General features: G+C 58.3%; 23 protein-coding genes and 4 pseudogenes. 20 read left to right on the top strand and 7 right to left on the bottom strand.

Annotated features, from left to right (window positions below; genetic code table 11):
• Nucleotides 1-121: 121 nt before the first annotated feature.
• The 18 genes from scpB to BLT03_RS13395 all read left to right on the top strand — a co-directional run bounded on the left by scpB (nucleotide 122) and on the right by BLT03_RS13395 (nucleotide 19,178).
• The gene (gene scpB, locus BLT03_RS13480) at nucleotides 122-889 is read left to right on the top strand and encodes an SMC-Scp complex subunit ScpB (RefSeq protein WP_245711384.1); all 768 of its coding nucleotides are present in this window, start codon (nucleotides 122-124) and stop codon (nucleotides 887-889) included.
• Nucleotides 886-2,343 carry a pseudouridine synthase gene (locus BLT03_RS13475; protein ID WP_092744289.1) on the top strand — a complete coding sequence of 486 codons (1,458 nt, stop codon included), beginning with the start codon at nucleotides 886-888 and terminating at the stop codon, nucleotides 2,341-2,343. Before scpB ends, BLT03_RS13475 begins: the two co-directional genes overlap by 4 nt.
• 96 nt (nucleotides 2,344-2,439) lie before the next feature.
• On the top strand, nucleotides 2,440-2,865 hold the full coding sequence (gene ndk / locus BLT03_RS13470) for a nucleoside-diphosphate kinase (RefSeq protein WP_092744288.1): 426 nt from the start codon (nucleotides 2,440-2,442) through the stop codon (nucleotides 2,863-2,865).
• Nucleotides 2,866-2,952: 87 nt separating this feature from the next.
• Entirely contained in the window at nucleotides 2,953-4,074 is a 1,122-nt protein-coding gene (rlmN, locus tag BLT03_RS13465; protein ID WP_092744287.1) for a dual-specificity RNA methyltransferase RlmN, read from the top strand.
• Nucleotides 4,075-4,260: 186 nt separating this feature from the next.
• Nucleotides 4,261-5,094: a type IV pilus biogenesis/stability protein PilW gene (gene pilW, locus BLT03_RS13460; protein ID WP_092744286.1), complete on the top strand. Its 834-nt coding sequence runs from the start codon at nucleotides 4,261-4,263 to the stop codon at nucleotides 5,092-5,094.
• On the top strand, nucleotides 5,069-6,031 hold the full coding sequence (locus BLT03_RS13455) for a helix-turn-helix domain-containing protein (protein WP_245711383.1): 963 nt from the start codon (nucleotides 5,069-5,071) through the stop codon (nucleotides 6,029-6,031). The genes pilW and BLT03_RS13455 overlap by 26 nt, the downstream gene beginning before the upstream one ends.
• Before the next feature lie 32 nt (nucleotides 6,032-6,063).
• Entirely contained in the window at nucleotides 6,064-7,308 is a 1,245-nt protein-coding gene (ispG, locus tag BLT03_RS13450) for a flavodoxin-dependent (E)-4-hydroxy-3-methylbut-2-enyl-diphosphate synthase (protein ID WP_175537758.1), read from the top strand.
• Between the two features lie 142 nt (nucleotides 7,309-7,450).
• Nucleotides 7,451-8,716, top strand: coding sequence for a histidine--tRNA ligase (gene hisS, locus BLT03_RS13445; RefSeq protein ID WP_245711394.1), 1,266 nt, complete (start codon nucleotides 7,451-7,453; stop codon nucleotides 8,714-8,716).
• A 12-nt stretch (nucleotides 8,717-8,728) separates the two neighbouring features.
• Complete coding sequence (locus tag BLT03_RS13440; RefSeq protein ID WP_092744282.1) at nucleotides 8,729-9,409, top strand: YfgM family protein; 681 nt, start codon at nucleotides 8,729-8,731, stop codon at nucleotides 9,407-9,409.
• Nucleotides 9,406-10,575, top strand: a complete 1,170-nt coding sequence (gene bamB, locus BLT03_RS13435; protein WP_245711382.1) for an outer membrane protein assembly factor BamB — start codon at nucleotides 9,406-9,408, stop codon at nucleotides 10,573-10,575. The genes BLT03_RS13440 and bamB overlap by 4 nt, the downstream gene beginning before the upstream one ends.
• A gap of 13 nt (nucleotides 10,576-10,588) precedes the next feature.
• Nucleotides 10,589-11,932: a ribosome biogenesis GTPase Der gene (der, locus tag BLT03_RS13430; RefSeq protein ID WP_092744280.1), complete on the top strand. Its 1,344-nt coding sequence runs from the start codon at nucleotides 10,589-10,591 to the stop codon at nucleotides 11,930-11,932.
• Between the two features lie 98 nt (nucleotides 11,933-12,030).
• Complete coding sequence (gene hfq / locus BLT03_RS13425) at nucleotides 12,031-12,285, top strand: RNA chaperone Hfq (RefSeq protein ID WP_092744441.1); 255 nt, start codon at nucleotides 12,031-12,033, stop codon at nucleotides 12,283-12,285.
• Between the two features lie 55 nt (nucleotides 12,286-12,340).
• A complete protein-coding gene (gene hflX, locus BLT03_RS13420) occupies nucleotides 12,341-13,519 on the top strand; it encodes a GTPase HflX (protein ID WP_092744279.1) in 1,179 nt (392 codons plus the stop codon).
• Nucleotides 13,520-13,571: 52 nt separating this feature from the next.
• Nucleotides 13,572-14,930, top strand: coding sequence for an FtsH protease activity modulator HflK (gene hflK, locus BLT03_RS13415; protein WP_092744278.1), 1,359 nt, complete (start codon nucleotides 13,572-13,574; stop codon nucleotides 14,928-14,930).
• A gap of 9 nt (nucleotides 14,931-14,939) precedes the next feature.
• The gene (gene hflC / locus BLT03_RS13410) at nucleotides 14,940-15,860 is read left to right on the top strand and encodes a protease modulator HflC (protein ID WP_092744277.1); all 921 of its coding nucleotides are present in this window, start codon (nucleotides 14,940-14,942) and stop codon (nucleotides 15,858-15,860) included.
• 191 nt (nucleotides 15,861-16,051) lie between these two features.
• Nucleotides 16,052-17,200 (top strand): ATP phosphoribosyltransferase regulatory subunit, encoded by a 1,149-nt coding sequence (locus BLT03_RS13405; protein WP_092744276.1) that lies wholly within the window; start codon nucleotides 16,052-16,054, stop codon nucleotides 17,198-17,200.
• A 29-nt stretch (nucleotides 17,201-17,229) separates the two neighbouring features.
• A complete protein-coding gene (locus BLT03_RS13400) occupies nucleotides 17,230-18,603 on the top strand; it encodes an adenylosuccinate synthase (protein ID WP_092744275.1) in 1,374 nt (457 codons plus the stop codon).
• Between the two features lie 50 nt (nucleotides 18,604-18,653).
• Entirely contained in the window at nucleotides 18,654-19,178 is a 525-nt protein-coding gene (locus BLT03_RS13395; RefSeq protein ID WP_092744274.1) for a phosphoribosyltransferase, read from the top strand.
• Between the two features lie 37 nt (nucleotides 19,179-19,215).
• Here BLT03_RS13395 and BLT03_RS13390 read toward each other — a convergent pair.
• The 7 genes and pseudogenes from BLT03_RS13390 to BLT03_RS13365 all read right to left on the bottom strand — a co-directional run.
• Nucleotides 19,216-19,401: pseudogene (locus tag BLT03_RS13390) on the bottom strand (transposase); the annotation flags it as partial.
• A gap of 27 nt (nucleotides 19,402-19,428) precedes the next feature.
• A pseudogene (locus BLT03_RS24845) lies at nucleotides 19,429-19,632 on the bottom strand (hypothetical protein); the annotation flags it as partial.
• 87 nt (nucleotides 19,633-19,719) lie between these two features.
• Nucleotides 19,720-19,965, bottom strand: a complete 246-nt coding sequence (locus BLT03_RS13385) for a hypothetical protein (protein WP_092744273.1) — start codon at nucleotides 19,963-19,965, stop codon at nucleotides 19,720-19,722.
• A 6-nt stretch (nucleotides 19,966-19,971) separates the two neighbouring features.
• A complete protein-coding gene (locus BLT03_RS13380; protein ID WP_092744272.1) occupies nucleotides 19,972-20,553 on the bottom strand; it encodes a plasmid pRiA4b ORF-3 family protein in 582 nt (193 codons plus the stop codon).
• Nucleotides 20,554-20,555: 2 nt separating this feature from the next.
• Nucleotides 20,556-22,121, bottom strand: coding sequence for an IS66 family transposase (gene tnpC / locus BLT03_RS13375; RefSeq protein WP_092744271.1), 1,566 nt, complete (start codon nucleotides 22,119-22,121; stop codon nucleotides 20,556-20,558).
• 131 nt (nucleotides 22,122-22,252) lie between these two features.
• A complete protein-coding gene (gene tnpB, locus BLT03_RS13370; protein WP_092744270.1) occupies nucleotides 22,253-22,546 on the bottom strand; it encodes an IS66 family insertion sequence element accessory protein TnpB in 294 nt (97 codons plus the stop codon).
• On the bottom strand, nucleotides 22,543-22,938 hold the full coding sequence (locus BLT03_RS13365; protein ID WP_092744269.1) for a hypothetical protein: 396 nt from the start codon (nucleotides 22,936-22,938) through the stop codon (nucleotides 22,543-22,545). The genes tnpB and BLT03_RS13365 overlap by 4 nt, the downstream gene beginning before the upstream one ends.
• A gap of 249 nt (nucleotides 22,939-23,187) precedes the next feature.
• Between BLT03_RS13365 and BLT03_RS25150 the strand changes: the two are divergent.
• Nucleotides 23,188-23,365: pseudogene (locus BLT03_RS25150) on the top strand (transposase); the annotation flags it as partial.
• 105 nt (nucleotides 23,366-23,470) lie between these two features.
• A pseudogene (locus tag BLT03_RS24840) lies at nucleotides 23,471-23,632 on the top strand (IS5/IS1182 family transposase); the annotation flags it as partial.

The following is a 23,632-nucleotide window of genomic DNA, read 5'->3' as shown; positions in this document are numbered from 1 at the left end:
TGCACACTGCAGGGCTGGGAGCGACACCAAGGTCTTTGCGTGCCGTCCCGCTGAACGATCCCTTTTACAGGCCCGGCGCCCGTTGCTGCACGCGGCGCCCTTTCCCCGCAATTGCTGAACCATGAATACGGTGGACGCCAAACGGGTCCTTGAAACCGCGCTGATCTGCGCTCCGCAACCGGCAACCCTGCGCGAGTTGCGCACGCTGTTCAACGACGCTCTGGGAACCGATACCCTGAAAACCATCCTGCTGGAGCTCCAGCAGGATTGGGCATTGCGCGGCGTGGAACTGGTCCAGGTCGCGACGGGCTGGCGGTTTCAGAGCCGCCCCGAAATGCGCGAATACCTCGATCGGCTCCACCCCGAGAAGCCTCCGCGGTACACCCGAGCCACCATGGAAACGCTGGCCATCATCGCGTATCGCCAGCCGGTGACGCGGGGCGACATCGAAGACATTCGCGGCGTGACCGTGAATAGTTTGATCATCAAGCAACTGGAAGACCGTGGCTGGGTGGAAGTCATCGGACACCGCGAAACCGTGGGCCGGCCTGCGCTGTTCGCGACCACCCGGCAGTTCCTGGACGATCTGGGCCTGCAATCGCTGGACCAGTTGCCCGTGATGGAAAATCCGGCCGCTCAGGCCAGCGTTTTCGAAGCGCTAGGGTCCGCAGGGTCGTTGCTGCCCGACGAGGCCGCGGCCGGTGAGGACGAAGGGAGGGGGTCGGCAGTGGATGCTCCGCCTTCGCCGGAAGATGCCGACTCCGATCCTGCGACAGCATTGCCGCCAGACATTGCGGCGCCCCAGCCCCCGACAAGGGAAGACGTGCCGGCATCCCCGCACGAGAAACCACAAGACGCCGCTAACGGCACACCAGAGAGCCTCCCATGAACGATCCTATTTCCGACCCCGCTGACGACCAGCCTGCAACGCCTGTCGATCAGGAGGCCGGCGCGAAGAAGCCCGCGGTCCGCAAGCCGCCCCGCAAGAAGGCCCCCCAGGCGTCCGAAGCTGTTGCGGCTGTCGAGCCTGTGCCGGAAGAGGTTTCTGCAGACTCGCAGTCATCCGAGGCCAATGAGAGCGAAGAAGCGGCCCTGGATGGCGAGTCTGCCAAAGCAGAACCTGCGGTGCCAGCGGCCCCTCAGCCTTCGCGCAAGCCGGAAACCCGTACTCCAGGCGGACGGACCACCCCGGGATATCAATTTTCCGACGTGGTGTCCGGCCAACTCGATGAAGACGAGGCCGTGGCTGATGCTGCTCCAGCCCGGCGCGTCTTGTTGCCTCAGGTTGAAACGCCCAAGCTGCACAAGGTGCTGGCGCAAGCAGGTCTCGGATCCCGCCTCGAGATGGAGCAATTGATTCTGGAAGGCCGCATTTCGGTCAACAACGAGCCAGCGCACATCGGACAGCGGGTGCAGTTCGGCGACCAGGTGAAGGTGAATGGCCGGCCCATTCGCTATCGGATCGATCCTCCTCCGGCACGGGTGATCGCCTACCACAAGCCAGCCGGGGAGGTGGTGACGCATGACGATCCGCAAAACCGGCCCACCGTGTTTCGCAAGCTGCCACGGCTGGTCCATGGCAAATGGCAATCCGTAGGACGGCTGGATCTGAACACCGAAGGCCTGCTGCTCTTTACGAGTTCGGGCGAACTGGCGAATCAACTGATGCATCCTCGCTTCGGCCTGGAGCGCGAATATGCCGTGCGGGTGCTCGGCGCACTCAGCAACGAGGAAAAGCAGCGCTTGCTGGATGGTGTGCAACTCGACGACGGCATGGCCGCCTTCGGCTCCATCGAGGACGGCGGTGGCGAAGGCTCCAATTGCTGGTATCGCGTGACCATCTCCGAAGGGCGGAACCGCGAAGTTCGCCGCATGCTCGAGGCTGTGGGCCATGCCGTGAGCCGCCTGATCCGCATCCGTTACGGAGCCATGATGCTTCCCAGGGGGCTCAAGCGTGGCGCGTGGCTGGAGCTGGACGAGAGTGACATTCGTGCGCTCATGCAGGCGGTGGGAGCCAACAAGGCTCCACGAGAGCCCCGCGAAGCGCCGGCGGGAAGCGCCGCCGACCGCAAGAGCGGTCTGCGCAGGGGTGGGCCGCGCGGCCGCAATGCAGGTGGCGGGCCACGCGATGCATCATCGCCGCCCGCGCGCAAACCAGGCTACGGCCAAAGCGCGGGACGTGGCAAGGATGGCGCACCCGGCAATCGCCAGGGTGGAGGCGGCGGAGCGAGCAGCCAGCCGGATCCGATGAAGACATCGGTGGGCTATATCGGAACCGACAGCCTGTCGCGTTACCGCCAGGATCAAAAGCGCAACGGCCCCCCCCGCCGCGGCGGTCGCTAGAACGTTCGTGCATTGAGGATAAATGGCCCCAGTTAGAATCGAGGGCTTTGTCCGCAGGGCAAAAAATCAGATCAACCACTCTCCAGGAAAATCAACATGGCTATCGAACGCACTCTCTCCATCATTAAGCCCGACGCAGTCGCCAAAAACGTCATCGGCCAGATCTACGCCCGTTTCGAAGCTGCCGGCCTGAAAGTGGTCGCAGCCCGCATGGCCCATCTGTCGCGCCTGGAAGCCGAGCAGTTCTACGCAGTCCACAAAGAGCGTCCTTTCTTCAAGGACCTGGTGGACTTCATGATCTCCGGTCCTGTGATGATCCAGGCCCTGGAAGGCGAGAACGCCATCCTGAAGAACCGTGAACTGATGGGCGCCACCGACCCCAAGAAGGCAGAAGCCGGCACCATTCGCGCCGATTTCGCCGACAGCATCGATGCCAACGCAGTGCACGGTTCCGACGCTACCGAAACCGCCCAGGCTGAAGTGGCTTTCTTCTTCCCCGGCCTCAACATCTACTCGCGCTGATATGCGATCCACCCTTGCGCCGGAGCGCTGCCCAGGCCGCGCCCCCTGCGCAGGGGGCGGTGATCGACGTGAACAGCCCTCGCTCCGATGACCACAAACCTCCTTGATTTCGACCTCGACGGTCTGGCCGCTTTTTGTGAGCGGCTGGGGGAGAAGCGTTTTCGGGCGACCCAATTGTTTCGCTGGATCCACCAGCGAGGCGCGCACGATTTCGACCAGATGAGCGATCTGGCCAAGTCGCTGCGCGAGAAACTCAAGTCCTGCGCCCATGTGCAGGCCCTGCCAGTCGTCAGCGAGCACGTATCGTCCGACGGCACCGTAAAATGGTTGTTCGACGTGGGCGACGGCAATGCCGTTGAAACCGTGTTCATTCCAGAAGACGACCGGGGCACCCTGTGCGTTTCCTCGCAAGCGGGGTGCGCTGTTGGGTGCCGCTTCTGTTCGACGGGGCACCAAGGCTTCAGCCGCAACCTGACCACTGGTGAAATCATTGCCCAGTTATGGTTTGCGGAGCACGCACTGCGCCGAAGACTCGGCAGCGAAGAGCGCGTGATCTCCAACGTGGTCATGATGGGCATGGGCGAGCCCTTGCAGAATTACACGGCCTTGGTGCCTGCATTGCGCGCGATGCTGGACGACCATGGCTATGGCCTGTCGCGCCGCCGCGTGACGGTATCCACATCGGGCGTCGTGCCCATGATGGACAGGCTGGCGCAGGATTGCCCTGTCGCGCTGGCGGTCTCGCTGCACGCGCCGAACGATCCGCTGCGTGACAACCTGGTCCCTTTGAATCGCAAATACCCATTGCAGGAATTGCTGGATGCATGCCAACGTTATCTGGCCCATGCACCGCGTGATTTCATCACCTTCGAGTACTGCATGCTGGACGGCGTGAACGATCAGGCAGAGCATGCGCGGCAACTGATCGAACTGGTGCGGCCACGCAACGGGCAGGGCGTGCGTTGCAAGTTCAATTTGATTCCCTTCAATCCTTTTCCTGCATCCGGCCTGCACCGATCGTCCCCTCAGCAAGTCGCGGTTTTCGCCAAGTTGCTGGTTGATGCGGGTATCGTTACGACCGTGCGCAAAACCCGTGGCGACGATATCGACGCTGCGTGCGGCCAGTTGGCGGGCGATGTGAAAGACCGCACCCGGGCTGCTGAGCGCATGGCCAAGCAGCGAACCATCGTGCTCAAGCCAGTGACGTGATTTTTCCTGTAGTAGTTGTGAGCGCTCCGGCAAGTCCTGCTGCGCTGGCGGTGCCAGGAGCAAAGCATTGAGGAGTGGCTGTGTGATGGACAAAGCACCCTGGTTTGTTTTGTGCGACAGGATGGTCAACCCCCCTTATTCTGAATCCGGCGCATCGCCGCTTTGCCCTTGCGCAGGAGGATCTACATGACGAGATCGGTGGCGGTTTTTCAGCGGCATGCCCAGCTGGCTTTGGCCCTGTGTGTCGCTGCGTTGGGTGCGGTAGGTCTTGCCGGATGCGCTGGGCCTGGCGGCGTGAATGCGACCTCTGGAAGCGCCGAGTACGCCACGCCTTCCGAGGAAACGGAAATTCGCCGCCGTGCCAGACTCCGCTTGGAGTTGGCTGCCAATTATCTGGAAATGGGCCAGACCACGGTGGCCTTGGATGAAGTGCGGCAATCTCTGGCCACGGATCCTTCCTATGGCGACGCCTATAACCTGCGTGGATTGATTTATTTGCGCCTGGGTGACTTGCCGCTTGCGGAGGACAGCTTTCGCCGAGCCTTGAGCTACCACCCCTCCGAACCCAATCTTCTGCATAACTATGGCTGGCTTCTGTGCCAGCAGCAGAAGTACCCGGAGAGCTATCAATACTTCGAGCGAGCGCTCGCCAGTCGTACCTACAACGCCCGCAGCAAGACACTGATGGCCCAAGGCCTTTGCCAGGAGCGCGCGGGACAGATTGCAGAGGCCGAGCAGACCTTGCTCAAGGCGTACGAATTGGACGCGGGCAATCCTGTGGTCGGATACAACCTGTCGTCGCTCATGTTTCGCCGTGGTGAGATCAAGCGTTCGCAGTTCTATATTCGAAGGCTCAACAACGGTGAATTTGCCAATGCGGAATCGCTCTGGTTGGGCGTGAAGATTGAGCGTGCGTTGGGAGACACCGTGGCGATGCGGCAACTGGCGGAGCAACTTCGCAAGCGTTTTCCTGATTCCAAGGAAGTAATGGCCTATGACCGAGGGGCGTTCAATGAATGAGCCGGTGTCGCACGACGCGCAACCCGTGAACGATGAAGGTGGTCCTACGCAGGACAGCGTGGCTGCAGGGATGATGCTCCGGCAGGCCCGTGAGTCGGCTGGTGTTCACATCGCGGCTCTGGCCGTGGCCCTCAAGGTGCCCGTGCACAAGCTGGAGGCATTGGAAGCGGGGTACTTTGATGTCTTTCCGGATGTGGTTTTCGTGCGTGCCCTTGCATCCAGCATGTGCAGGACCCTGAAGGTCGATCCTGCGCCGGTGCTGGCACTGTTGCCACAAAACCGTCCACCGGCTCTGTCGGCTCACCGTGGCATCAATGCGTCGTTCAAGCCGGGCAGCGGTCAATCGGCCTCTTCGTCCGGCGCATCGGGTTCTCGCATGGCTGTCGCGGCGGTGGTCGTCTTGTTGGTGGCCGCCGCGGCGCTGCTGCTATGGCCGCATCGGCCCGCTGGCATGGCGGGTGACGACAGTGCTTCGATAAAAGGCACTTCGGTAGAGACGTCAGGAGGCAGTGAAAAAGTTGCCGATGAGCCCACAGCCGGTGCATCGCCTACTCTGTCTCCGTCGGCATCCATCACTTCCGTACCGTCGGCGTCCATGTCCGGTGCCTCTAGCGCTGCAGCGGGTGTGGCACCCGTCACGAATGCGGCCACGGCGGTGCCAGGCAGTGCAGCGTCTTCGCCCATCGGCGATTCAACAAACGCCGCGCTGGTGATCCGGACCCGGGGCGAATCCTGGGTGCAGGTGCGTGGCGCGGCCGGATCGACCGTGTTGCAGCGTGTTCTGGCCGCTGGCGAAACGGTCACCGTTCCTGGCACGCCGCCTTGGTCCGTGGTCATCGGCAAAGCCGATGTCACTGAGGTGACGGTGCATGGGAAGCCGTTGGAACTCAAAACCGTATCGCGTGAGAACGTTGCCCGATTTGAGGTGAAACCGTGAATATCTTTTCCACAGCTGAGCAACCCATTGCGATGGCATTTCCCCAGCCCCGCCGTTCCCGACAGGCACGCATTGCTTGGGGCTCGCGTGTGGTCACTGTGGGCGGCGACGCGCCAGTGCGTGTTCAGTCCATGACCAACACCGATACCGTGGATGCCATCGGTACGGCCATCCAGGTCAAGGAGCTGGCCCAGGCGGGTTCGGAGTTCGTCCGCATCACCGTGAATACGCCCGAGGCGGCTGCCGCGGTTCCATATATCCGCGAGCAGCTGGACCGCATGGGGGAGACCGTCCCCCTGGTGGGAGACTTTCATTACAACGGCCATCGGTTGCTCACCGACTATCCGGAGTGTGCCAAGGCGCTCTCCAAGTACCGCATCAATCCGGGCAATGTCGGTAAAGGCGACAAACGTGATCGCCAATTCGGTCAGATGATCGACGCTGCGATGCGTTGGGACAAGGCCGTGCGCATTGGCGTCAATTGGGGCAGCCTCGATCAGGAACTGCTGGCCGAGTTGATGGATGCCAATAGCCGCCGGCCTTCTCCTTGGGATGCGCGGCAAGTGATGTACGAAGCGCTGATCACTTCGGCCATTGAGTCGGCCAAACGCGCTGAAGAAATGGGCTTGAATGGCGACCAGATCATCCTGTCGTGCAAGGTCAGTGGCGTGCAGGACTTGGTCTCGGTTTACCGCGAACTGGCAAAGCGTTGTGACTATGCATTGCATCTGGGCCTGACCGAAGCGGGAATGGGAACCAAAGGCACCGTGGCATCCACCACCGCGCTGTCCATTCTTTTGCAGGAAGGTATCGGCGACACCATTCGTGTCTCTCTAACCCCTCAGCCAGGAGAGGCACGTACTCAGGAGGTCGTGGTGGCTTCGGAAATTCTCCAGGCCCTGGGATTGCGCATGTTCGTTCCCAGTGTGACGGCGTGCCCGGGTTGCGGACGCACGACCAGCACCACTTTCCAGGAGTTGGCGAAGCAGATCGATGATTTCTTGCGGTCGCAGATGCCAGTCTGGCGGCTCAAGTACCCTGGCGTCGAAAAGATCAAGGTGGCAGTCATGGGCTGCATCGTGAATGGCCCCGGTGAAAGCAAGCATGCCGACATCGGTATCAGCCTGCCCGGCACCGGCGAAGCCCCTGCCGCGCCCGTGTTCATCGACGGGGAAAAAGCCATGACCTTGCGCGGGGACAATATCGCGCAGGAGTTCCAGCAGCTCGTGGAGAAGTACATCGCCGATCGCTTCAGCACGGCACTCGCCGTTTCCTGATCCAAATCGAAACCCTTTTCGGGCTGCACCGGGCACGAGCCGTTTGTGCCCTGTCCAGCCATTCAACCTATCGATGCATTCCGTGAGCAACAAGACAATCAATCTGCAGCCCAAGACCGGCAAACTCGTGGCCGTCAAAGGGATGAATGACATTCTTCCACCAGATTCGGCGCGCTGGGAGTGGCTGGAAGACAAGGTGCGAGGGCTCATGGCCCGGTATGCATATCGCAACATCCGCACCCCTATCGTGGAGCCCACTGCGTTGTTCGTGCGGGGCCTGGGTGAGGTGACGGATATCGTCGAGAAGGAGATGTATTCCTTCGAAGATCGGCTCAATGGAGAGCATTTGACTTTGCGGCCCGAGGCCACTGCGGGCGTCGTTCGCGCAGCAGCCGAGCATTCGATGCTGTATGACGGCGGCAAGCGCTTGTATTACATGGGTCCGATGTTCCGGCATGAGCGGCCACAACGAGGACGCTACCGGCAATTCCACCAAATCGGAGCCGAGGCCATGGGCTTTCACGGCCCTGAAGTGGATGCCGAGTTGATTTTGCTGGCCGACGCGTTATGGAAAGAGCTGGGGCTCAAAAATATCCGGCTGGAGTTCAATAGTCTCGGTCAGCCTGAAGAGCGCAAGGCGCATCGCGCTGCGCTGATTGCCTATCTGGAAGAGCAAGCGGACCTTCTGGATGAGGACGCTCGCCGCCGTTTGCATAGCAATCCTTTGCGCATTCTGGATACCAAGAATCCGGCCATGCAAGGCTTGGTGGAGGGCGCCCCTCGGCTCCTTGATTACCTTGGGGAAGAATCCAAGCGCCATTTCGACAGCGTGAAAGCCATCCTCGATGCGAACGGCGTCAATTGGACGGTCAACCCACGTCTGGTCCGCGGAATGGACTATTACAACCTGACGGTCTTCGAGTTCGTCACCGATCAACTTGGCTCGCAGGGCACGATCTGTGGTGGCGGGCGTTACGACTATCTCTTCGAGCAAATTGGCGGCAAGCCTGCGGCCGCTGTGGGCTGGGCGCTGGGAGTCGAGCGAGTGCTCGAACTCGTGAAGGAGCAGGAGGCAGCAGCGCCTGTTTTAGTGGCCGATGCCTATGCGGTGATTCCTGATGCCGCCTCTTTGCCCACGGTCATGGCCGTGCTGCAGCAGCTGCGTTCGCTTGGCGTCAGCGTGCAGATGCACAGTCCCTCGGTGGCGGGGGAGGGCCTGGGCAGCATGAAATCTCAGTTCAAGAAGGCCGATGCCAGCGGGTGCAGATATGCACTGATCTTTGGAGCCGACGAGCTGGCCCGCTCTGCGGTGACCATCAAACCACTGCGAGAAAGCGGTGCAGAACAGGCTGAGCGCTCTCTGGATGCGCTGTCCGACTGGGCAGCCACTCTACAATCCCCCCGCTAACACGGACCCTACATGGCAAATCATCTCGATCTTGAAGAACAAGAGCAGCTTGACCAACTCAAGCATTTCTGGAACACCTGGGGCACGCTGATCACCGGACTGCTGGTCCTGGTTTTTGGTGCATTCGCAGCTTGGAACGGCTACCAATATTGGCAGAACCGGCAGGCGGCACAGGCCGCAGCGCTTTCCGATGCGGTCGAAACAGCCGCTCAAGCCAAGGACACCGCGCGCCTGGAACAGGCCTTCGGCGACCTAAAGTCGCGATATGGCAGCACCACCAAAGCGGGACAGGCGGGTTTGCTGGTTGCCAAGAGTCTGGCTGAAGCGGGAAATGCCGATGGCGCAAAAGCTGCGCTGACCTGGGTTGCCGAGAATGCATCGGACGAGGGATACAAGGCGTTAGCGAAACTCAGGCTGGCAGGACTGCTGATGGATCAGAAGTCGTATGACGATGCGCTGAAGCAATTGTCAGGAAGTTTCCCCGCAGAGTTCGATGCGGTGGTCGCCGATCGCAAGGGCGATGCGCTGGCATTGCTGGATAAAAAGCAGGAGGCTATCGCTGAGTATCAGCGTGCCTATAAATCTCTTGAAGAGGGAATCGAGTACCGCAGGTTGGTGGAAGTGAAGCTGAATGCCTTGGGCGTGCAACCCCAACTCGTGGCATCGGCCTCTGCGGCGGGAGAAGCCAAATGAGTCGGGTTTTGATGCGTTTTTCAACTACCAGCTTGAGTGCGCCGCGTGCTTTGGCGGTTGCCGCAGCAATCGCCTGCTCTCTTTTGACCGGTTGCTCCCTCTGGAGCGGCCCGTCAAAACCCAAGCCGGCCGAATTGGGCGCGAATGTGCCAGTGCTTGGCGTGCGCCAGGCGTGGACATCCAAGGTTGGCAATATTGGTCGGTTGCCATTGGACATTCATGTGAATGGCAGCACGGTGACTCTGGCGTCAGCAGATGGTGTCGTCGCTGCAGTGGATGCGCGCACCGGCGGTGATGTCTGGCGCGCGAGTCTAGGAACTCCTTTGTCTGCCGGAGTCGGTAGCGACGGTAAATGGGCTGCAGTGGTCTCGGTCGACAACCAGTTGATCGCCTTGTCTGATGGTCGCGAAATCTGGCGCAAACCTCTCTCGGCGCAGGCTTACACAGCGCCTTTGGTGGCGGGAAACCGAATATTCGTACTGGCTGCAGATCGTTCTGTCTCCGCTTTCGATGCCGCAACGGGACTTCGGTTGTGGAATCAGCCTCGCCCGGGTGAGCCACTGGTGTTGCGCCAGTCAGGGGTGTTGACGGCAGTGGGCGATACCCTGGTTGCGGGCTTGTCGGGACGGATGGTGGGTTTCAATCCCGACAACGGAACAGTTCGGTGGGAGGCCCCACTGGCCAGTCCGAGAGGAACCAACGATGTCGAGCGCCTGGTCGAGCTGGTAGGGCGCACGAGCCGCGAGGGTGAGAATGTCTGCGCCCGCGCTTTCGTATCGACTGTGGGATGCGTGAACACGGTCCGCGGCTCTGTGGCATGGACGCAGCCGGCCAACGGGACCGAGGGCATCCATGGCGATGACATGACCATTTTTGGTACTGAAAGCAATGGAGTGGTTATGGCTTGGCGCCGTACCGACGGCTCTCGTGCCTGGTCGTCGGACCGGTTGCAATACCGCAGGTTGACGGCGCCGTTGCTGCTGGGCCGCTCTGTCGTCGTGGGCGACGATACTGGCTTGGTCCACTTACTTTCACGAGAGGACGGGGCCCCGTTGAATCGCATGGCGACTGATGGTTCTGGTATTGCTGCAGCCCCCGTGGCTGCGGGAGATACCTTGGTGGTCGTCACGCGCAATGGCGGCGTGTACGGCTTCCGTCCGGATTGATGGGTCGATCTGGATGAAACCTGTCATTGCTTTGGTCGGCCGCCCGAATGTGGGCAAGTCCACGCTCTTCAACCGGCTCACGAAATCGAGAGATGCGATCGTTGCCGACTTCGCCGGATTGACGCGGGATCGGCATTACGGAAACGGGAAGCAGGGTAAGCACGAGTACATCGTGATCGACACTGGAGGGTTTGAGCCGGATGCCGCTAGCGGGATTTACCGCGAAATGGCCAAACAGACGCAACAAGCAGTCGCTGAGGCCGACGTTGTCATATTTGTGGTCGACGCCCGAGCAGGGCTCTCTGCACAGGACCACGACATCGCCAATTACTTGCGGCGTCTAGGCAAGCCTTGCCTTCTGGTCGGCAATAAAGCCGAAGGAATGCGTGAAGGCGTGCAGTTGGTCGAGTTCTACGAGTTGGGGCTCGGTGAGATTTACCCCATTTCGGCGGCACACGGACAGGGTATTCGCAGCTTGGTCGAATTGGCGTTGGAGCCGCTGAACCTGCCCGATCCCGACGAAGATGCTGATGCCGAAGACAAGAGCGTCATCAAATTGGCAGTCGCTGGAAGGCCCAATGTCGGCAAGTCTACGCTCATCAACACTTGGCTGGGTGAAGAGCGCCTCGTCGCGTTCGACATGCCGGGAACTACGCGTGACGCCATCTCTGTGCCGTTTGAACGCAATGGTCAGCGCTTCGAATTGGTAGACACGGCAGGTCTGCGCCGCAAAGGCAAAGTATTTGAAGCCATCGAGAAGTTCTCGGTTGTGAAGACGCTGCAGGCCATTGAATCCGCCAATGTCGTATTGCTTCTCTTGGATGCCACGCAAGGCGTGACCGATCAAGATGCGCACATTGCGGGGTACATCCTTGAAAGCGGCCGTGCCGTTGTCTTAGCGATCAATAAATGGGACGCTATTGATGACTACGGACGTCAGCTGTTGGAACGCTCCATCGAAACGCGCTTGTCGTTCCTTAAATTTGCGTCTCTGCACTTCATTTCCGCAAAAAAACGCCAAGGCTTGGGGCCTCTTTGGAGCTCTATCGTTCAAGCGCACAAAGCGGCAATGTGCAAAATGTCTACGCCTGTGTTGACACGATTGCTGCTGGAAGCGGTTCAGTTCCAGACGCCAAAGCGTTCGGGCATGTTCAGGCCCAAATTGCGGTACGCGCACCAGGGGGGCATGAATCCTCCTGTCATCGTGATCCATGGCAATTCCCTGGAGCACGTCACGGAATCGTACAAGCGGTTCCTGGAAGGTCGGTTCCGCAAGGAGTTCGATCTGGTTGGAACGCCTCTTCGCATCGAACTGAAGACGTCTCACAATCCCTTTTCGGACAAGAGCGATCACTAGCCTGCCTTGGCAGGGCTTTCCTGGGTTTTATGTCGGTACCACTGCAGCCTGTGGTAAGGTGCAGCTTTACAACAATATTCCTGAACACGGAGAATATCGTGAGCAACAAAGGCCAACTTCTTCAAGATCCGTTCCTGAACGCGCTTCGTCGCGAGCATGTACCCGTATCGATTTATCTCGTAAACGGCATCAAGCTTCAGGGGCAAATTGAGTCCTTCGACCAGTACGTGGTTCTCTTGCGCAACACAGTCACTCAGATGGTCTACAAACACGCCATCTCTACTATTGTTCCAGGCCGTGCGGTCAATTTTTCTACAGCTGAAGCCCCAGAAGCTGAGGCCGGCAATTCTTGATCACGGGTGAAGTGCCTTTTGGGCATGTGCATTACATGCCGATAGGCAGCCTGTCTTGAGCACGCATGATACGGCCGGGCTGTCTGCAACACCTGTGATCTTGGTGGGTGTTGATTTTGGATTGCCGCATTTCGATGCAGAGTTGGAAGAGCTCGGTTTGCTCGCGCAGACTGCTGGGTTAAACCCCGTTGCTCGAATCACTTGCAAACGCAAGGCTCCGGACGCTGCTCTGTTCGTGGGGAGCGGCAAGGCTGATGAAATCCGTACTCTGGCGCAAATGCACCATGCAGTCGAGGTTTTGTTCGACCAAGCCTTAAGTCCCGCTCAGCAGCGCAACTTAGAGCGGCATTTGGATTTGCCCGTCAACGATCGCACACTTCTAATTCTTGAAATTTTCGCGCAACGCGCAAGAAGTCATGAAGGTAAGCTGCAGGTTGAATTGGCAAGACTGCAGTACCTGAGTACACGCCTTGTGCGAAGGTGGTCTCACTTGGAGCGGCAGCGTGGCGGGATCGGTGCCCGCGGGGGGCCTGGTGAAACTCAGATCGAACTTGACCGCCGAATGATTGGCGAGTCTATCAAGCGTACCCGTGAGAGGCTCACGAAGGTCAAGCGTCAAAGGTCCACGCAGCGAAGGCAACGCGAGCGGCGCGATACTTTCAATATCTCGTTGGTGGGATACACCAATGCCGGAAAATCTACCCTGTTCAACGCCTTGGTTAAGGCGAGGGCTTATGCTGCAGATCAGTTGTTTGCGACATTGGATACGACGACGCGGCAGCTTTATCTGGCTGAAGCGGGGAGGTCTGTTTCCCTGTCAGACACTGTAGGCTTCATCCGCGATCTTCCTCACGGATTGATCGATGCTTTTCAAGCGACGCTGCAAGAGGCTGTAGATGCGGATTTACTGCTGCACGTTGTGGATGCCTCGAACCCCAGCTTTCCCGAGCAAATTGCAGAGGTCCAGCGAGTTCTTGCAGAAATTGGAGCTTCTGATGTGCCGCAACTATTGGTTTTCAATAAGCTGGATATGGTGGCGTCAGAGCAGCGGCCTCTCGTTCTGCAGGACATTTACGATCTCGCCGGCACCCCCGTTCAACGATTCTTTCTGAGTGCTAGATCTGGCGAAGGTTTGGCATCTCTGCGGCAAGCTTTATCAAGCTTAGTGCCGAGGGTACAGTCATCATCCATGCCCCTAGCGGACGATGCTGAATTGCCGTCGGACGGTGTCTGATTGGGCACAATGCCGCTTCGTCCACGTATTCAGAGAAACAGAGATTTTGCGAATGAATCCTCACAGTCGTACCTCGCGCTGGGCCGCGTTGCCTGAGCGCATCCGGGGAATGTTCAATCTGAATGACCCTCGCTGGGGCCGCGGCGAAGACAAAAGCGACGGGTCTGGTTCAGAGCCTGATCGACCCTCTGCCAACCCTCCTGCAGGCAATAGGGGCCGCGACAAAAATGCCTCTGGGCAACCTCCGGATTTGGATGAACTTTGGCGTGATCTCAACCGTAAGCTGGGGGGACTGTTTGGGGGAAAGCAGGGAGGGGGACGTCCGCCTGCGGGTGGCGGTTTTCAGCCGGACATGAAGAATGCCGGTTTTGGCGTTGGACTCATCGCTGCTATCGCGGTGCTGATCTGGTTGGGTACAGGATTTTTCATCGTCCAAGAAGGACAGCAAGCCGTCATCACTCAATTCGGCAAGTACAAGAGTACGGTGAATGCTGGTTTCAACTGGCGTTTGCCTTATCCGATACAGCGCCATGAGCTAGTTTTTGTCACGCAGATCCGATCCGCCGATGTGGGGCGTGATGTCGTGATCAAGAGCACTGGCCTGCGCGAGTCGGCGATGCTGACTGAAGACGAAAATATTGTAGAAATCAAATTCGCTGTGCAATATCGTCTCAATGATGCGCGAGCGTGGTTGTTTGAGAGCAGAAATCCTGCAGATGCAGTGGTTCAGGCTGCGGAAACTGCCGTCAGGGAAATTGTTGGCAAGATGCGTATGGACACCGCTCTGGCTGAAGAGCGTGATCAGATTGCACCGAGGGTGCGCACCTTGATGCAGACAATCCTCGACCGCTATAAGGTTGGTGTTGAAGTGGTCGGCATCAACCTGCAACAAGGAGGAGTACGGCCTCCTGAGCAGGTTCAATCGGCTTTTGATGATGTTTTGAAAGCTGGTCAGGAGCGCGAGCGCGCAAAGAACGAAGCTCAAGCCTACGCCAATGATGTTATTCCCCGGGCAGTGGGCTCTGCATCCCGTCTTGCCGAGGAGGCAGCCGCCTACAAATCGAGAATTGTTGCGCAGTCGCAAGGTGATGCTCAGCGCTTCAACTCGTTACTTGCTGAGTACCAGAAGGCACCTCAAGTGACCCGCGATCGCTTGTATATCGAATCTATGCAGCAGATCTACACCAGCGTTACCAAGGTGCTCGTGGAGTCACGGCAGGGCTCGAATCTGCTGTACTTGCCATTGGACAAGATCATGCAAGGGGTCGCGCAAGGCGGCGTATCTGCTGGACCAGATGCATTGCCTCCCACCACATCCTCCGCTGTTCCTCCAGTTGGAACCGCTTCGACATTTCCTGCTGATTCCCGCGCTAGGGATTCCAGCCGTACGCGTGAGCGCGAGTCACGCTAGGAGACCTTTGTGAATAGAGTTGGATTTATTGTTTCCACCGTACTAGTGGTGCTTGCATTGTTGAGTTCGACGTTGTTTGTGGTGGACCAACGTCAGTTTGGTGTGGTGTATCAGTTGGGTCAAATCAAAGATGTGATCACCGAACCTGGGTTGAACTTCAAGATGCCGCCTCCATTCCAGAACGTCCGTTATATCGATAAGCGCTTGCTCACGCTGGACAGTACAGACACCGAGTCGATGCTCACCGCAGAGAAGCAGCGCGTTGTGATCGACTGGTATGTGCGCTGGAGAATTTCTGATCCGTCAGCGTACATCCGCAATGTTGGTCTTGATGAGAATGCTGGGGCATTGCAGTTGAATCGCGTTGTGCGCAACGCCTTTCAAGAAGAAGTCAACAAAAGGACCGTGAAGGAGCTTCTCTCTCTCAAACGTGACGCCCTGATGTCTGATGTCAAGCGGGAGGTCTTGGAGGTTGTCCAAGGCGGTAAGCCGTGGGGCGTTGATGTTGTTGACGTCCGCATCACCCGAGTCGACTATGTAGAAGCCATCACCGAATCGGTTTATCGACGTATGGAGGCTGAACGTAAGCGGGTCGCGAATGAGTTGCGCTCGACCGGCGCTGCCGAAGGTGAAAAGATCCGCGCGGATGCTGATCGCCAGCGTGAAGTAGCGATTGCCAATGCGTATCGCGATGCCCAGAAGATCAAGGGTGAAGGAGATGCCGAAGCTGCGCGAATTTACGCAGAGGCCTTCGGAAGAGACCCCCAGTTTGCCCAGTTTTATCGCAGTCTTGAGGCTTACAAGGCGAGTTTCAATAAGAAGAGTGACGTGATGTTGGTTGATCCCTCGACCACTGAGTTTTTCAAAGCTTTCCGCGGTAGTAGCGGTAGCAGCTCTACGATTGCTCCTTCCTCTGCAGTTCGCAAGTAACGTGAGCGCGTGAACTGCTTTGCTTGCATAAGCAGGAAAGTTCACCTTGATAGGGCTGTGGTGGGCGAGAGGTGCTCAGTTTTGATTGCTTGTCTTTTCAATGAGTCCCTCTTCCCTTCTTCAGCGTCAATGGCTCTGTACAAGACAGCCGTGCCGGTAGAATCGCGTTTTTAACAGCCTCCTACTTTCTCATGTCTGCCTGGGTCCTGCCGGATCACATTGCCGATGTCTTGCCCTCTGAGGCTCGGCATATCGAAGAATTGCGCCGTAGGCTGATCGACAAAGCTCAGAGCTACGGCTATGAGCTTGTGATGCCTCCCTTGATGGAGCATTTGGAGTCTTTGTTGACAGGCGCTGGAGAAGCGCTTGATCTGCAAACTTTCAAACTGGTCGATCAATTGTCGGGACGGTCGATGGGACTTCGCGCTGACATGACTCAGCAAGTCGCTCGCATCGATGCCCATCTTTTAAACCGCAAAGGGGTTACTCGGCTTTGCTATTGCGGTCCTGTTCTTCATACGAAACCAGACCGACCTCACGCTACGCGAGAGCCTCTTCAATTCGGCGCGGAAATCTATGGCCACGCGGGCATTGAGGCAGATTTGGAGGCGGCTTTGTTGGCGCTGCAATGCTTAAATGTGTCGGAGGTTCATGACATCAGTGTGGACTTGACTGATGTGCGTATTGTGCGTCGTCTTCTCGCCGGCTTGCCTCTAGATCTGCAGACCACTCGTAAAGTGAATGCCGCGCTAGCTGCAAAAGATGCCAGCGAATTGGCGCGTGTCACCCATTCATTTCCGAAGGCTTCCCGCGAAGGCTTGCAAGCGCTGCTGCAGCTATATGGTGACGTTTCCGTACTGGACGAAGCGCGCAAAGTGCTGAGTGATGTGCCAGGCGTAGAAGAAATATTGTCGAATCTGCGGCTTTTAGCATCGCATTTATCAGAGGCCAAGGCGACTTTTGATCTTGCAGATTTGAGAGGGTACGCGTACTACAGTGGTGCTCGATTCACGATTTATGTGAAGGGGGCCAGCGATGCTGTGGTTCGTGGAGGACGGTATGACGAAGTCGGAGCTGTTTTTGGGCGTAATCGTCCAGCCGCTGGCTTTAGCCTAGACATCAAACAGCTGGTCGGCTTAGCCTCGCCCCGGGTTTTGAAGGCGGCTATTCGGGCACCTTGGCAACAAGATCCTGAGGTTAGTACCGCTATTGCAACGTTGCGGAGTCAGGGCGAGACGGTTATTTGTGTACTGCCTGGTCATGAAAGCGAAGTCGATGAATTTCGTTGTGATCGTGAATTGACCAAGGTTGCCGGCCATTGGGTCGTGCAAGCAATCTGAACCATTAGATACATTGAATCGGGTTTGAAATGAAAGCAACTAAAGGTCGAAACGTTGTCGTTGTGGGAACCCAGTGGGGTGATGAAGGTAAGGGCAAGCTGGTGGATTGGCTTACCGAGAGTGCCCAGGGGGTTGTCAGGTTTCAAGGTGGACACAATGCAGGTCATACATTAGTCATTAATGGTGTGAAAACAGCATTGCATCTGATTCCGAGTGGAATAATGCGCCCCGGGGTTAAATGCTATATCGGCAATGGGGTTGTATTGTCAGTTCCTAAGCTCTTTGAAGAAATTGAAGGTTTGGAAAAAGCAGGCGTTGAAGTGAGATCGCGTCTGCGCGTCAGCGAAGCATGCCCACTTATTTTGCCCTTTCATGTCGCACTTGATGTGGCTCGAGAAGCAGCCAGACAGGATAAAGGTAGCGAAAAAATTGGAACGACCGGGCGTGGTATCGGACCGGCCTATGAAGACAAAATCGCTCGACGGGCTCTTCGTGTTCAGGATTTGAAATATCCAGAGAGATTCGCCGAAAAGCTGCAGGAGTTATTGTCTCTGCATAACCATGTTCTAAAAACATTTTTGGGGTCCGATAGTTTTGTGTTTGGTGACTTGCTTGCTCCTTATTTGGTTAATGGAGAAGTGCAGTTTGATAAAGTATATGACGAAGCAATGAACCATGCGAAATTGCTTCTGCCCATGATTGCTGATGTGTCGAGTGAATTGAATTTGGCGCATCAGGAGGGTTTGAATTTACTTTTTGAAGGTGCACAAGGCACGCTTCTGGATGTCGATCATGGAACTTATCCCTATGTCACATCCAGTAATTGTGTAGCAGGGAACGCCGCCGCTGGATCTGGCGTTGGCCCAGGATTGCTTCACTATATTTTAGGAATCACAAAGGCTTACTGTACACGTGTTGGAGGGGGCCCGTTTCCCACGGAGCTGGATTGGGAGGTCCCGAATACACCGGGCTATCACATGAGTACGGTTGGTGCTGAAAAGGGCGTTACTACTGGTCGCAGCAGACGCTGCGGTTGGTTTGACGCAGCTTTACTAAAGCGGAGCGCGCAGGTCAATGGATTGTCTGGACTTTGCATAACAAAGCTTGACGTACTAGATGGCCTTTCGGAATTACTCCTGTGCACGGGATATGAACTCGATGGCGCAAAAATTGACATTCTGCCAATGGGGGCTGAAGAGATTGCTCGATGCGTTCCAATCTATGAATCAATTCCAGGATGGTCTGATGCTACGGTTGGTATAACAAGTTATGAAAAATTGCCAACCAACGCAAGAAAATATTTGGAGCGAATTGAAGAGGTAACTGGAGTTCCCATAGCCATGATTTCAACTAGCCCTGATCGTGACCACACGATAACCATACGACATCCTTATTTGGCGTAGATTTTTACGTTTCTTGTTATGGGGGTGTTGTTTGGTATCAGGAGTTTTGTATGCTGACAGAAGACGGTAAACATTTATATGTGAGTTATGATGAGTATCATAGTCTCATTGAGAAGCTGGCCCTGAAAATCCATCAGTCAGGTTGGGAATTTGATACTATTCTTTGCTTGGCGCGTGGAGGATTGCGTCCAGGAGATATTCTAAGCAGAATTTTCGGTAAGCCGCTCGCAATAATGTCGACGAGTTCCTACCGCGCAGAGGCAGGGACGGTGCAGGGGCATTTGGATATAGCTCGATTTATCACTACTCCAAAGGGTGAGATCGCCGGAAAAGTGCTTTTGGTTGACGATTTGGCGGATTCCGGTTACACGCTAAATGCTGTTATTTCCTTGTTGAAGAGCCAATACGCTCCTATCACGGAGTTGCGTAGTGCCGTAATTTGGACAAAAGCAATTTCCCAATTCACATGTGATTATTCTGTTGAATTCTTAGCAACGAATCCTTGGATTCATCAGCCTTTCGAAGGCTATGACAACTTGAGTCCTGAGAAATTAATGGATAAGTGGCGTTTATAATTGGTGATAGTTCAGGTTCAAACATAAAGACCGCCTACCAGGGCGGCAGATAATTGGGAAGCATCCGCCATGGCGCTCCCGAGCGCACCAGCCAGCGCAGGGCGTTGAGACTTCCCGCAGATCGTGCTCTCGCGGGAGCGCGCCGGTCCATTAGGGTCAGATAGGGGGCAGCGAAGCTCCACTCTTCATCGCTGACGTCCGTTCGGCAGAGCTTGCGGGGCATGCGCAAACTCTAATCGCGGCTTTGCTCTCAATGAGCAAAGTTCATAACCCGCTTTAGGAAATGCAGGCCGCTCACTACTTCGTTTAGGCGTTCATAGTTTCGCGATACACGGCGAAATCGCCAACAAACTGAAGCTTCGCTTCACAACCCAGTGCCGAGTTAACAGCGCTGGCCCTTTTTTCGCCTCAGGCAGCTTTACGATTGCAGATCGATGCCCCTGCTCTCAGCTGCCTATCGCGCTTGCTCTGCTATAGTTTTGGTCTGCTAAAGCGTAAGCGCCGTCTCAGCACCCCTCTTGACGCGGGATCGACGGAAGAACTACAGCAGGTCGCTCTCGCCGTCGTTGACCTCGTCAACGAACGTGTCGTTTGACCAAGCCAGGCCGATGGCCTTGTTCAAGCGTTTGAGCAGGACGTTGAGGCTCTCACCGTCGCGACGCACGAGCATGGCCAGGCAGTTGCTGCCACTGGCGGCCGTGGCGACGCACTCGTGCGGTGGCAGCGCACCGATCGTGATGTCGCCGCCGTCCTCGATCAGGGCCTCGATGTAGTTCGTCCGAGACATCGTCGCTCAGACCTTGATCGCGGCGAGGCGGTCGTTGATCTCGATGCTGTCGAAGGCCAACGGGTCCCAGGTATCGGCACCGATCCATTCGACCAGGTTGTCATGCTCGGGATCGTCAGGGTTCGCCATGGCCCGCACGAACTCCGCATAGCCCGGTGCGCCTCCGCAATCCTCCGGCGGCGTTGCACAGGCACCGCCGGCACAGAACGGGAGCACGAACTCCGGCATCGGTGCGATCTTCTTCTCGACCTTGATGCGGTGGTCCCAGTAGTCCCCGAAGTCGTAGACGTAGCTCAGCGTCGACCGGTTCAGGGCAGTGGTCAGTCGCGTGCTTTCGCTGGTGATCGAGCCAGGCTCGTCGTGTATCGGGTCTGGCGTGCCATAGCGCTCGCCGTCGCCAGCGATGAACTCGTGCAGATGCGAGTGGCCCCAGCCGAAGGCAGCCTGGATCACAAGATGCAACTTGGCCAGGGTGATCGTCTCTGGCACCAGGACGCGGCGCCAGACCTTGGGCTTGGTGCCGCGCAATTCAATGTGCAGTTGCAGGATCGCCGCTGGTGCCTTGATCCGTTGGACCTTGCTCGCCATGCTCAAGCTGCTTGTCGTTGGTCTTCGGCGTGTCGGCCGATGTTCCACGGCAGCAACTCGTCGATGCGATTGATCGGATGGTCCGCAATGCGCCCGAGCACATCGCGCAGGTAAGCCTCGGGGTCGAGCCCGTTCAGCTTGGCCGTCTCCACCAGGCTGTAGATGGCCGCGGCGCGCTCGCCCCCAGCGTCCGAGCCCATGAACATGAAGTTCTTGCGGCCCAGGCTCACGCCGCGCAGCGCGCGCTCGGCGGCGTTGTTGTCGATCTCGATGCGACCGTCGTCACGGTAGCGCGTCAACGACCGGAGCCGTGTGAGCGTGTAGCCGATGGCGCGTGCGAGTTCCGACTTGGCAGACACCTGCCCGAGCATCCCTCGCAACCAGGCGAACAGTTCCTCGAGCAACGGCCCGGCTCGCGCCTGCCGCTCCCGGCAGCGCTCATCCGGTGGGCGGCCGCGGATGTCGGATTCGATCGCATACAGCGCACCGATGCGCCGAAGGGCCTGTTCTGCAACCGAGCCCTGCGCCCGCCCCTGGCTCTCGTGCAGATCCCAGAATGGTCTGCGCGCATGCGCCCAGCACGAAGCCTCGATGACGTTGCCGTTTGCATAGAGCTTGGCGAAGCCGGCATACGCATCGGCCTGCAACACGCCCTTGAAGTTCTTCAGGTGCGCCTGAGGATGTTCACCCTTGCGGTCGGGCGAGTAACGCAACCACGCCGCGGGCGCGTCTGCACTCGCAGATGACCGATCGTCACGCACGTAGACCCAGAGCCGCCCGGTCTTGGTCTTGCCCCGCCCGGGCGAGAGCACCGCCACTGGCGTGTCGTCGGCGTGAAGCTTGGAGCCCGCCAGCACGTAGCGCCCGAGCGCTGCGACCAGTGAGTGCAAGAGCTCCTCGCTCTGGCCGACCCAGCCAGCCATCGTGGAGCGCTCGATCAGGACGCCCTCGCGTGCGTAGATCCGGCTCTGGCGGTACAGCGGTTGGTGGTCGCAATACTTGGCGACCAGCACGTGGGCCAGCAGCCCGGGGCCGGCCACGCCGCGTGCGATAGGCCGGCTGGGCGCTGGCGCCTGGAAGATCGTTTCGCACGCCATGCAGGCGAGCTTGGGGCGCACGTGGCGGATCACCTTGAAGCGCGAGGGCACGTACTCCAGTTGTTCCGAGACGTCCTGGCCGATCTGCCGCAGCCGACCACCACATGCGCTGCAGCCGCAGGTCTGGCCGGCGGCATCGCGCCGCGCATCCGATGTCTCGGGCCGGTACAGATGGTTCTCCCGCGGCAGGTGTGTGGGCAGGCTGCGGTCGAAGCCTTCGCTGTTGGCCGCTTGCGCCTTCGGTGTCTTGCCGACCGGTGCGAGTTCATGCAGCGGCAGACCTTCGATCAATGCGATCTGCGGATCGTCCAACTGCTCGCTGGAGACGCCGAAGCGGGCGCGGACCTGGCGCAGCAACTGCACCTTGAGCTTGTCGACGAGCAGTTTGAGCAGGGCGACTTCCGCGTCACGGGCCTGCACGACACGCAGCAGCGAGTCGACGGTGTGGGGTGCGTTGGCGGTGTTCGGCACGCCCGCTACTATGCCATCGGACCTACCCGGAATCGACCGCGACCAGCGCGTTCAGAAGACGAATTCTTGAGCCCAGTTCAAGCTGCGAGCGCAGGCTGATCTGTGCGCATCGGCATGCGCCAGTCGATGCCTTAGAGCAGCATCGAGAGCTGTGCTGGCGTGAGCGAGACCTTGCCGCCTTGCGCCTGCGGCCAGACGAATCGGCCGCGCTCCAGGCGCTTGGCCAGCAGAAGCAATCCCTGGCCATCCAACCACAGCACCTTGAGCATGTCGCCGCGCCGGCCGCGGAAGACGAAGACGTGACCGCAGAAGGGGTTGGCCGCCAGCGCCGTCTGCACCATCGCAGACAGGCCGTTGAAGCCCTTCCTCATGTCGGTGTGGTCGGCAACGATCCAGACGCGGGTGCTCGTGGGAAGGCCGATCACGCCAGCGCCTTGAGCGTCTGCAGGACATGGCGCATGCTGGCTCCGTCGACTGCACCGCGCAATCGCACCCTCGCCCCGCCGACATCGATCTCGATGATCCCGCCAGGCTGACGAGGCGCCGCCGCCGTGGGTGAAGGGCATGGCGCAACCGGAGCAGCTTCGATGGTGACGGGCAGCAACATCGGCGAGGGCTGCGGCGGCGCTGGCGTCTGGGCTGCTCTTGCGTGCTCAGGTGCATCCGGCGCCATGCGAACAGCAGGTTCGATGCCGGCCTCCAGCGCGACGGCGGCCACTGACGCGCCGGGCACCAGGCTTCGTGCGACCAGCTCGCGCTTGAACATCGGGCTGTGCTCGCGCCGACGGCGCTTGCTCGGGGTGTCTTGATCGTTCATTGATGTGCATTAGCGGTTCTTCATGCACACCATCGCAGCGTACATGGACCACCGATCCTGCACATCAGCCCTCAGCAAAAACAGAGGGTACTGAGAAGACGCTTACGCTAAAGCCGTCGTGTCCACCGGATGAACCGTAGTCTTTGTATTGCTTTGCAAAGCTTGGCACCTGCGCTCGGTTCTGTTCATCTGCTGGGGTGGTGTGCCTCCCGCATACATCGAATGACATGATGTGTTTAGGAGACGGACATGCCAAGGAGAAGCAGAACGGTTACGGACGAGTTCAAGCGGGAGGCGGTGAGGCTGGTCAAAAAGCCTGGGGCGATGGTCGCACATCGCTAGGAATCTGCGCATTGAGCAGAGCGTGCTGCGACGGTTGGTGAGCCAATTGAACGACGATCTTATGGAGTCCGCCCTGAACAACCCGCAAGTCATTGATCTGGTGCGCAGTTTTGCTGATTGATGGGCGCCGGATTTGCAAGGTATGGTTTTGTCAGTACCTGTTTTCTTGCAAATTCCTCCGAGGAGTCCGATGGCCCCGAACCCTTCGCAACCGCAAACGGCAGAGCTGTTCCGTCCACGGCTGGACGAGCAGATCAACATGAAACACCCGCTGGTCAAGCTGGCCGAGTTGATCGATTGGGCCGAGATCGAGCGCACGTTCGGGGTGTCGTTCACTTCCAGCCGCGGCCGG

Origin of the sequence: Paracidovorax valerianellae (assembly GCF_900102625.1) — a bacterium.
GTDB classification, from domain to species: domain Bacteria; phylum Pseudomonadota; class Gammaproteobacteria; order Burkholderiales; family Burkholderiaceae_C; genus Paracidovorax; species Paracidovorax valerianellae.
Note: the sequence above shows the minus strand (reverse complement) of the source record. Positions and strands in the feature narration are given on the sequence as shown.

Excerpts from the sequence above, each read along its gene's own strand:
- scpB (WP_245711384.1), top strand. The coding sequence starts at position 122 with ATGAATACGGTGGACGCCAAACGGGTCCTTGAAACCGCGCTGATCTGC.
- BLT03_RS13475 (WP_092744289.1), top strand. The coding sequence starts at position 886 with ATGAACGATCCTATTTCCGACCCCGCTGACGACCAGCCTGCAACGCCT.
- ndk (WP_092744288.1), top strand. The coding sequence starts at position 2,440 with ATGGCTATCGAACGCACTCTCTCCATCATTAAGCCCGACGCAGTCGCC.
- rlmN (WP_092744287.1), top strand. The coding sequence starts at position 2,953 with ATGACCACAAACCTCCTTGATTTCGACCTCGACGGTCTGGCCGCTTTT.
- pilW (WP_092744286.1), top strand. The coding sequence starts at position 4,261 with ATGACGAGATCGGTGGCGGTTTTTCAGCGGCATGCCCAGCTGGCTTTG.
- BLT03_RS13455 (WP_245711383.1), top strand. The coding sequence starts at position 5,069 with ATGACCGAGGGGCGTTCAATGAATGAGCCGGTGTCGCACGACGCGCAA.
- ispG (WP_175537758.1), top strand. The coding sequence starts at position 6,064 with ATGGCATTTCCCCAGCCCCGCCGTTCCCGACAGGCACGCATTGCTTGG.
- hisS (WP_245711394.1), top strand. The coding sequence starts at position 7,451 with ATGAATGACATTCTTCCACCAGATTCGGCGCGCTGGGAGTGGCTGGAA.
- BLT03_RS13440 (WP_092744282.1), top strand. The coding sequence starts at position 8,729 with ATGGCAAATCATCTCGATCTTGAAGAACAAGAGCAGCTTGACCAACTC.
- bamB (WP_245711382.1), top strand. The coding sequence starts at position 9,406 with ATGAGTCGGGTTTTGATGCGTTTTTCAACTACCAGCTTGAGTGCGCCG.
- der (WP_092744280.1), top strand. The coding sequence starts at position 10,589 with ATGAAACCTGTCATTGCTTTGGTCGGCCGCCCGAATGTGGGCAAGTCC.
- hflK (WP_092744278.1), top strand. The coding sequence starts at position 13,572 with ATGAATCCTCACAGTCGTACCTCGCGCTGGGCCGCGTTGCCTGAGCGC.
- BLT03_RS13405 (WP_092744276.1), top strand. The coding sequence starts at position 16,052 with ATGTCTGCCTGGGTCCTGCCGGATCACATTGCCGATGTCTTGCCCTCT.
- BLT03_RS13400 (WP_092744275.1), top strand. The coding sequence starts at position 17,230 with ATGAAAGCAACTAAAGGTCGAAACGTTGTCGTTGTGGGAACCCAGTGG.
- BLT03_RS13395 (WP_092744274.1), top strand. The coding sequence starts at position 18,654 with ATGCTGACAGAAGACGGTAAACATTTATATGTGAGTTATGATGAGTAT.
- BLT03_RS13385 (WP_092744273.1), bottom strand. The coding sequence starts at position 19,965 with ATGTCTCGGACGAACTACATCGAGGCCCTGATCGAGGACGGCGGCGAC.
- BLT03_RS13380 (WP_092744272.1), bottom strand. The coding sequence starts at position 20,553 with ATGGCGAGCAAGGTCCAACGGATCAAGGCACCAGCGGCGATCCTGCAA.
- BLT03_RS13365 (WP_092744269.1), bottom strand. The coding sequence starts at position 22,938 with ATGAACGATCAAGACACCCCGAGCAAGCGCCGTCGGCGCGAGCACAGC.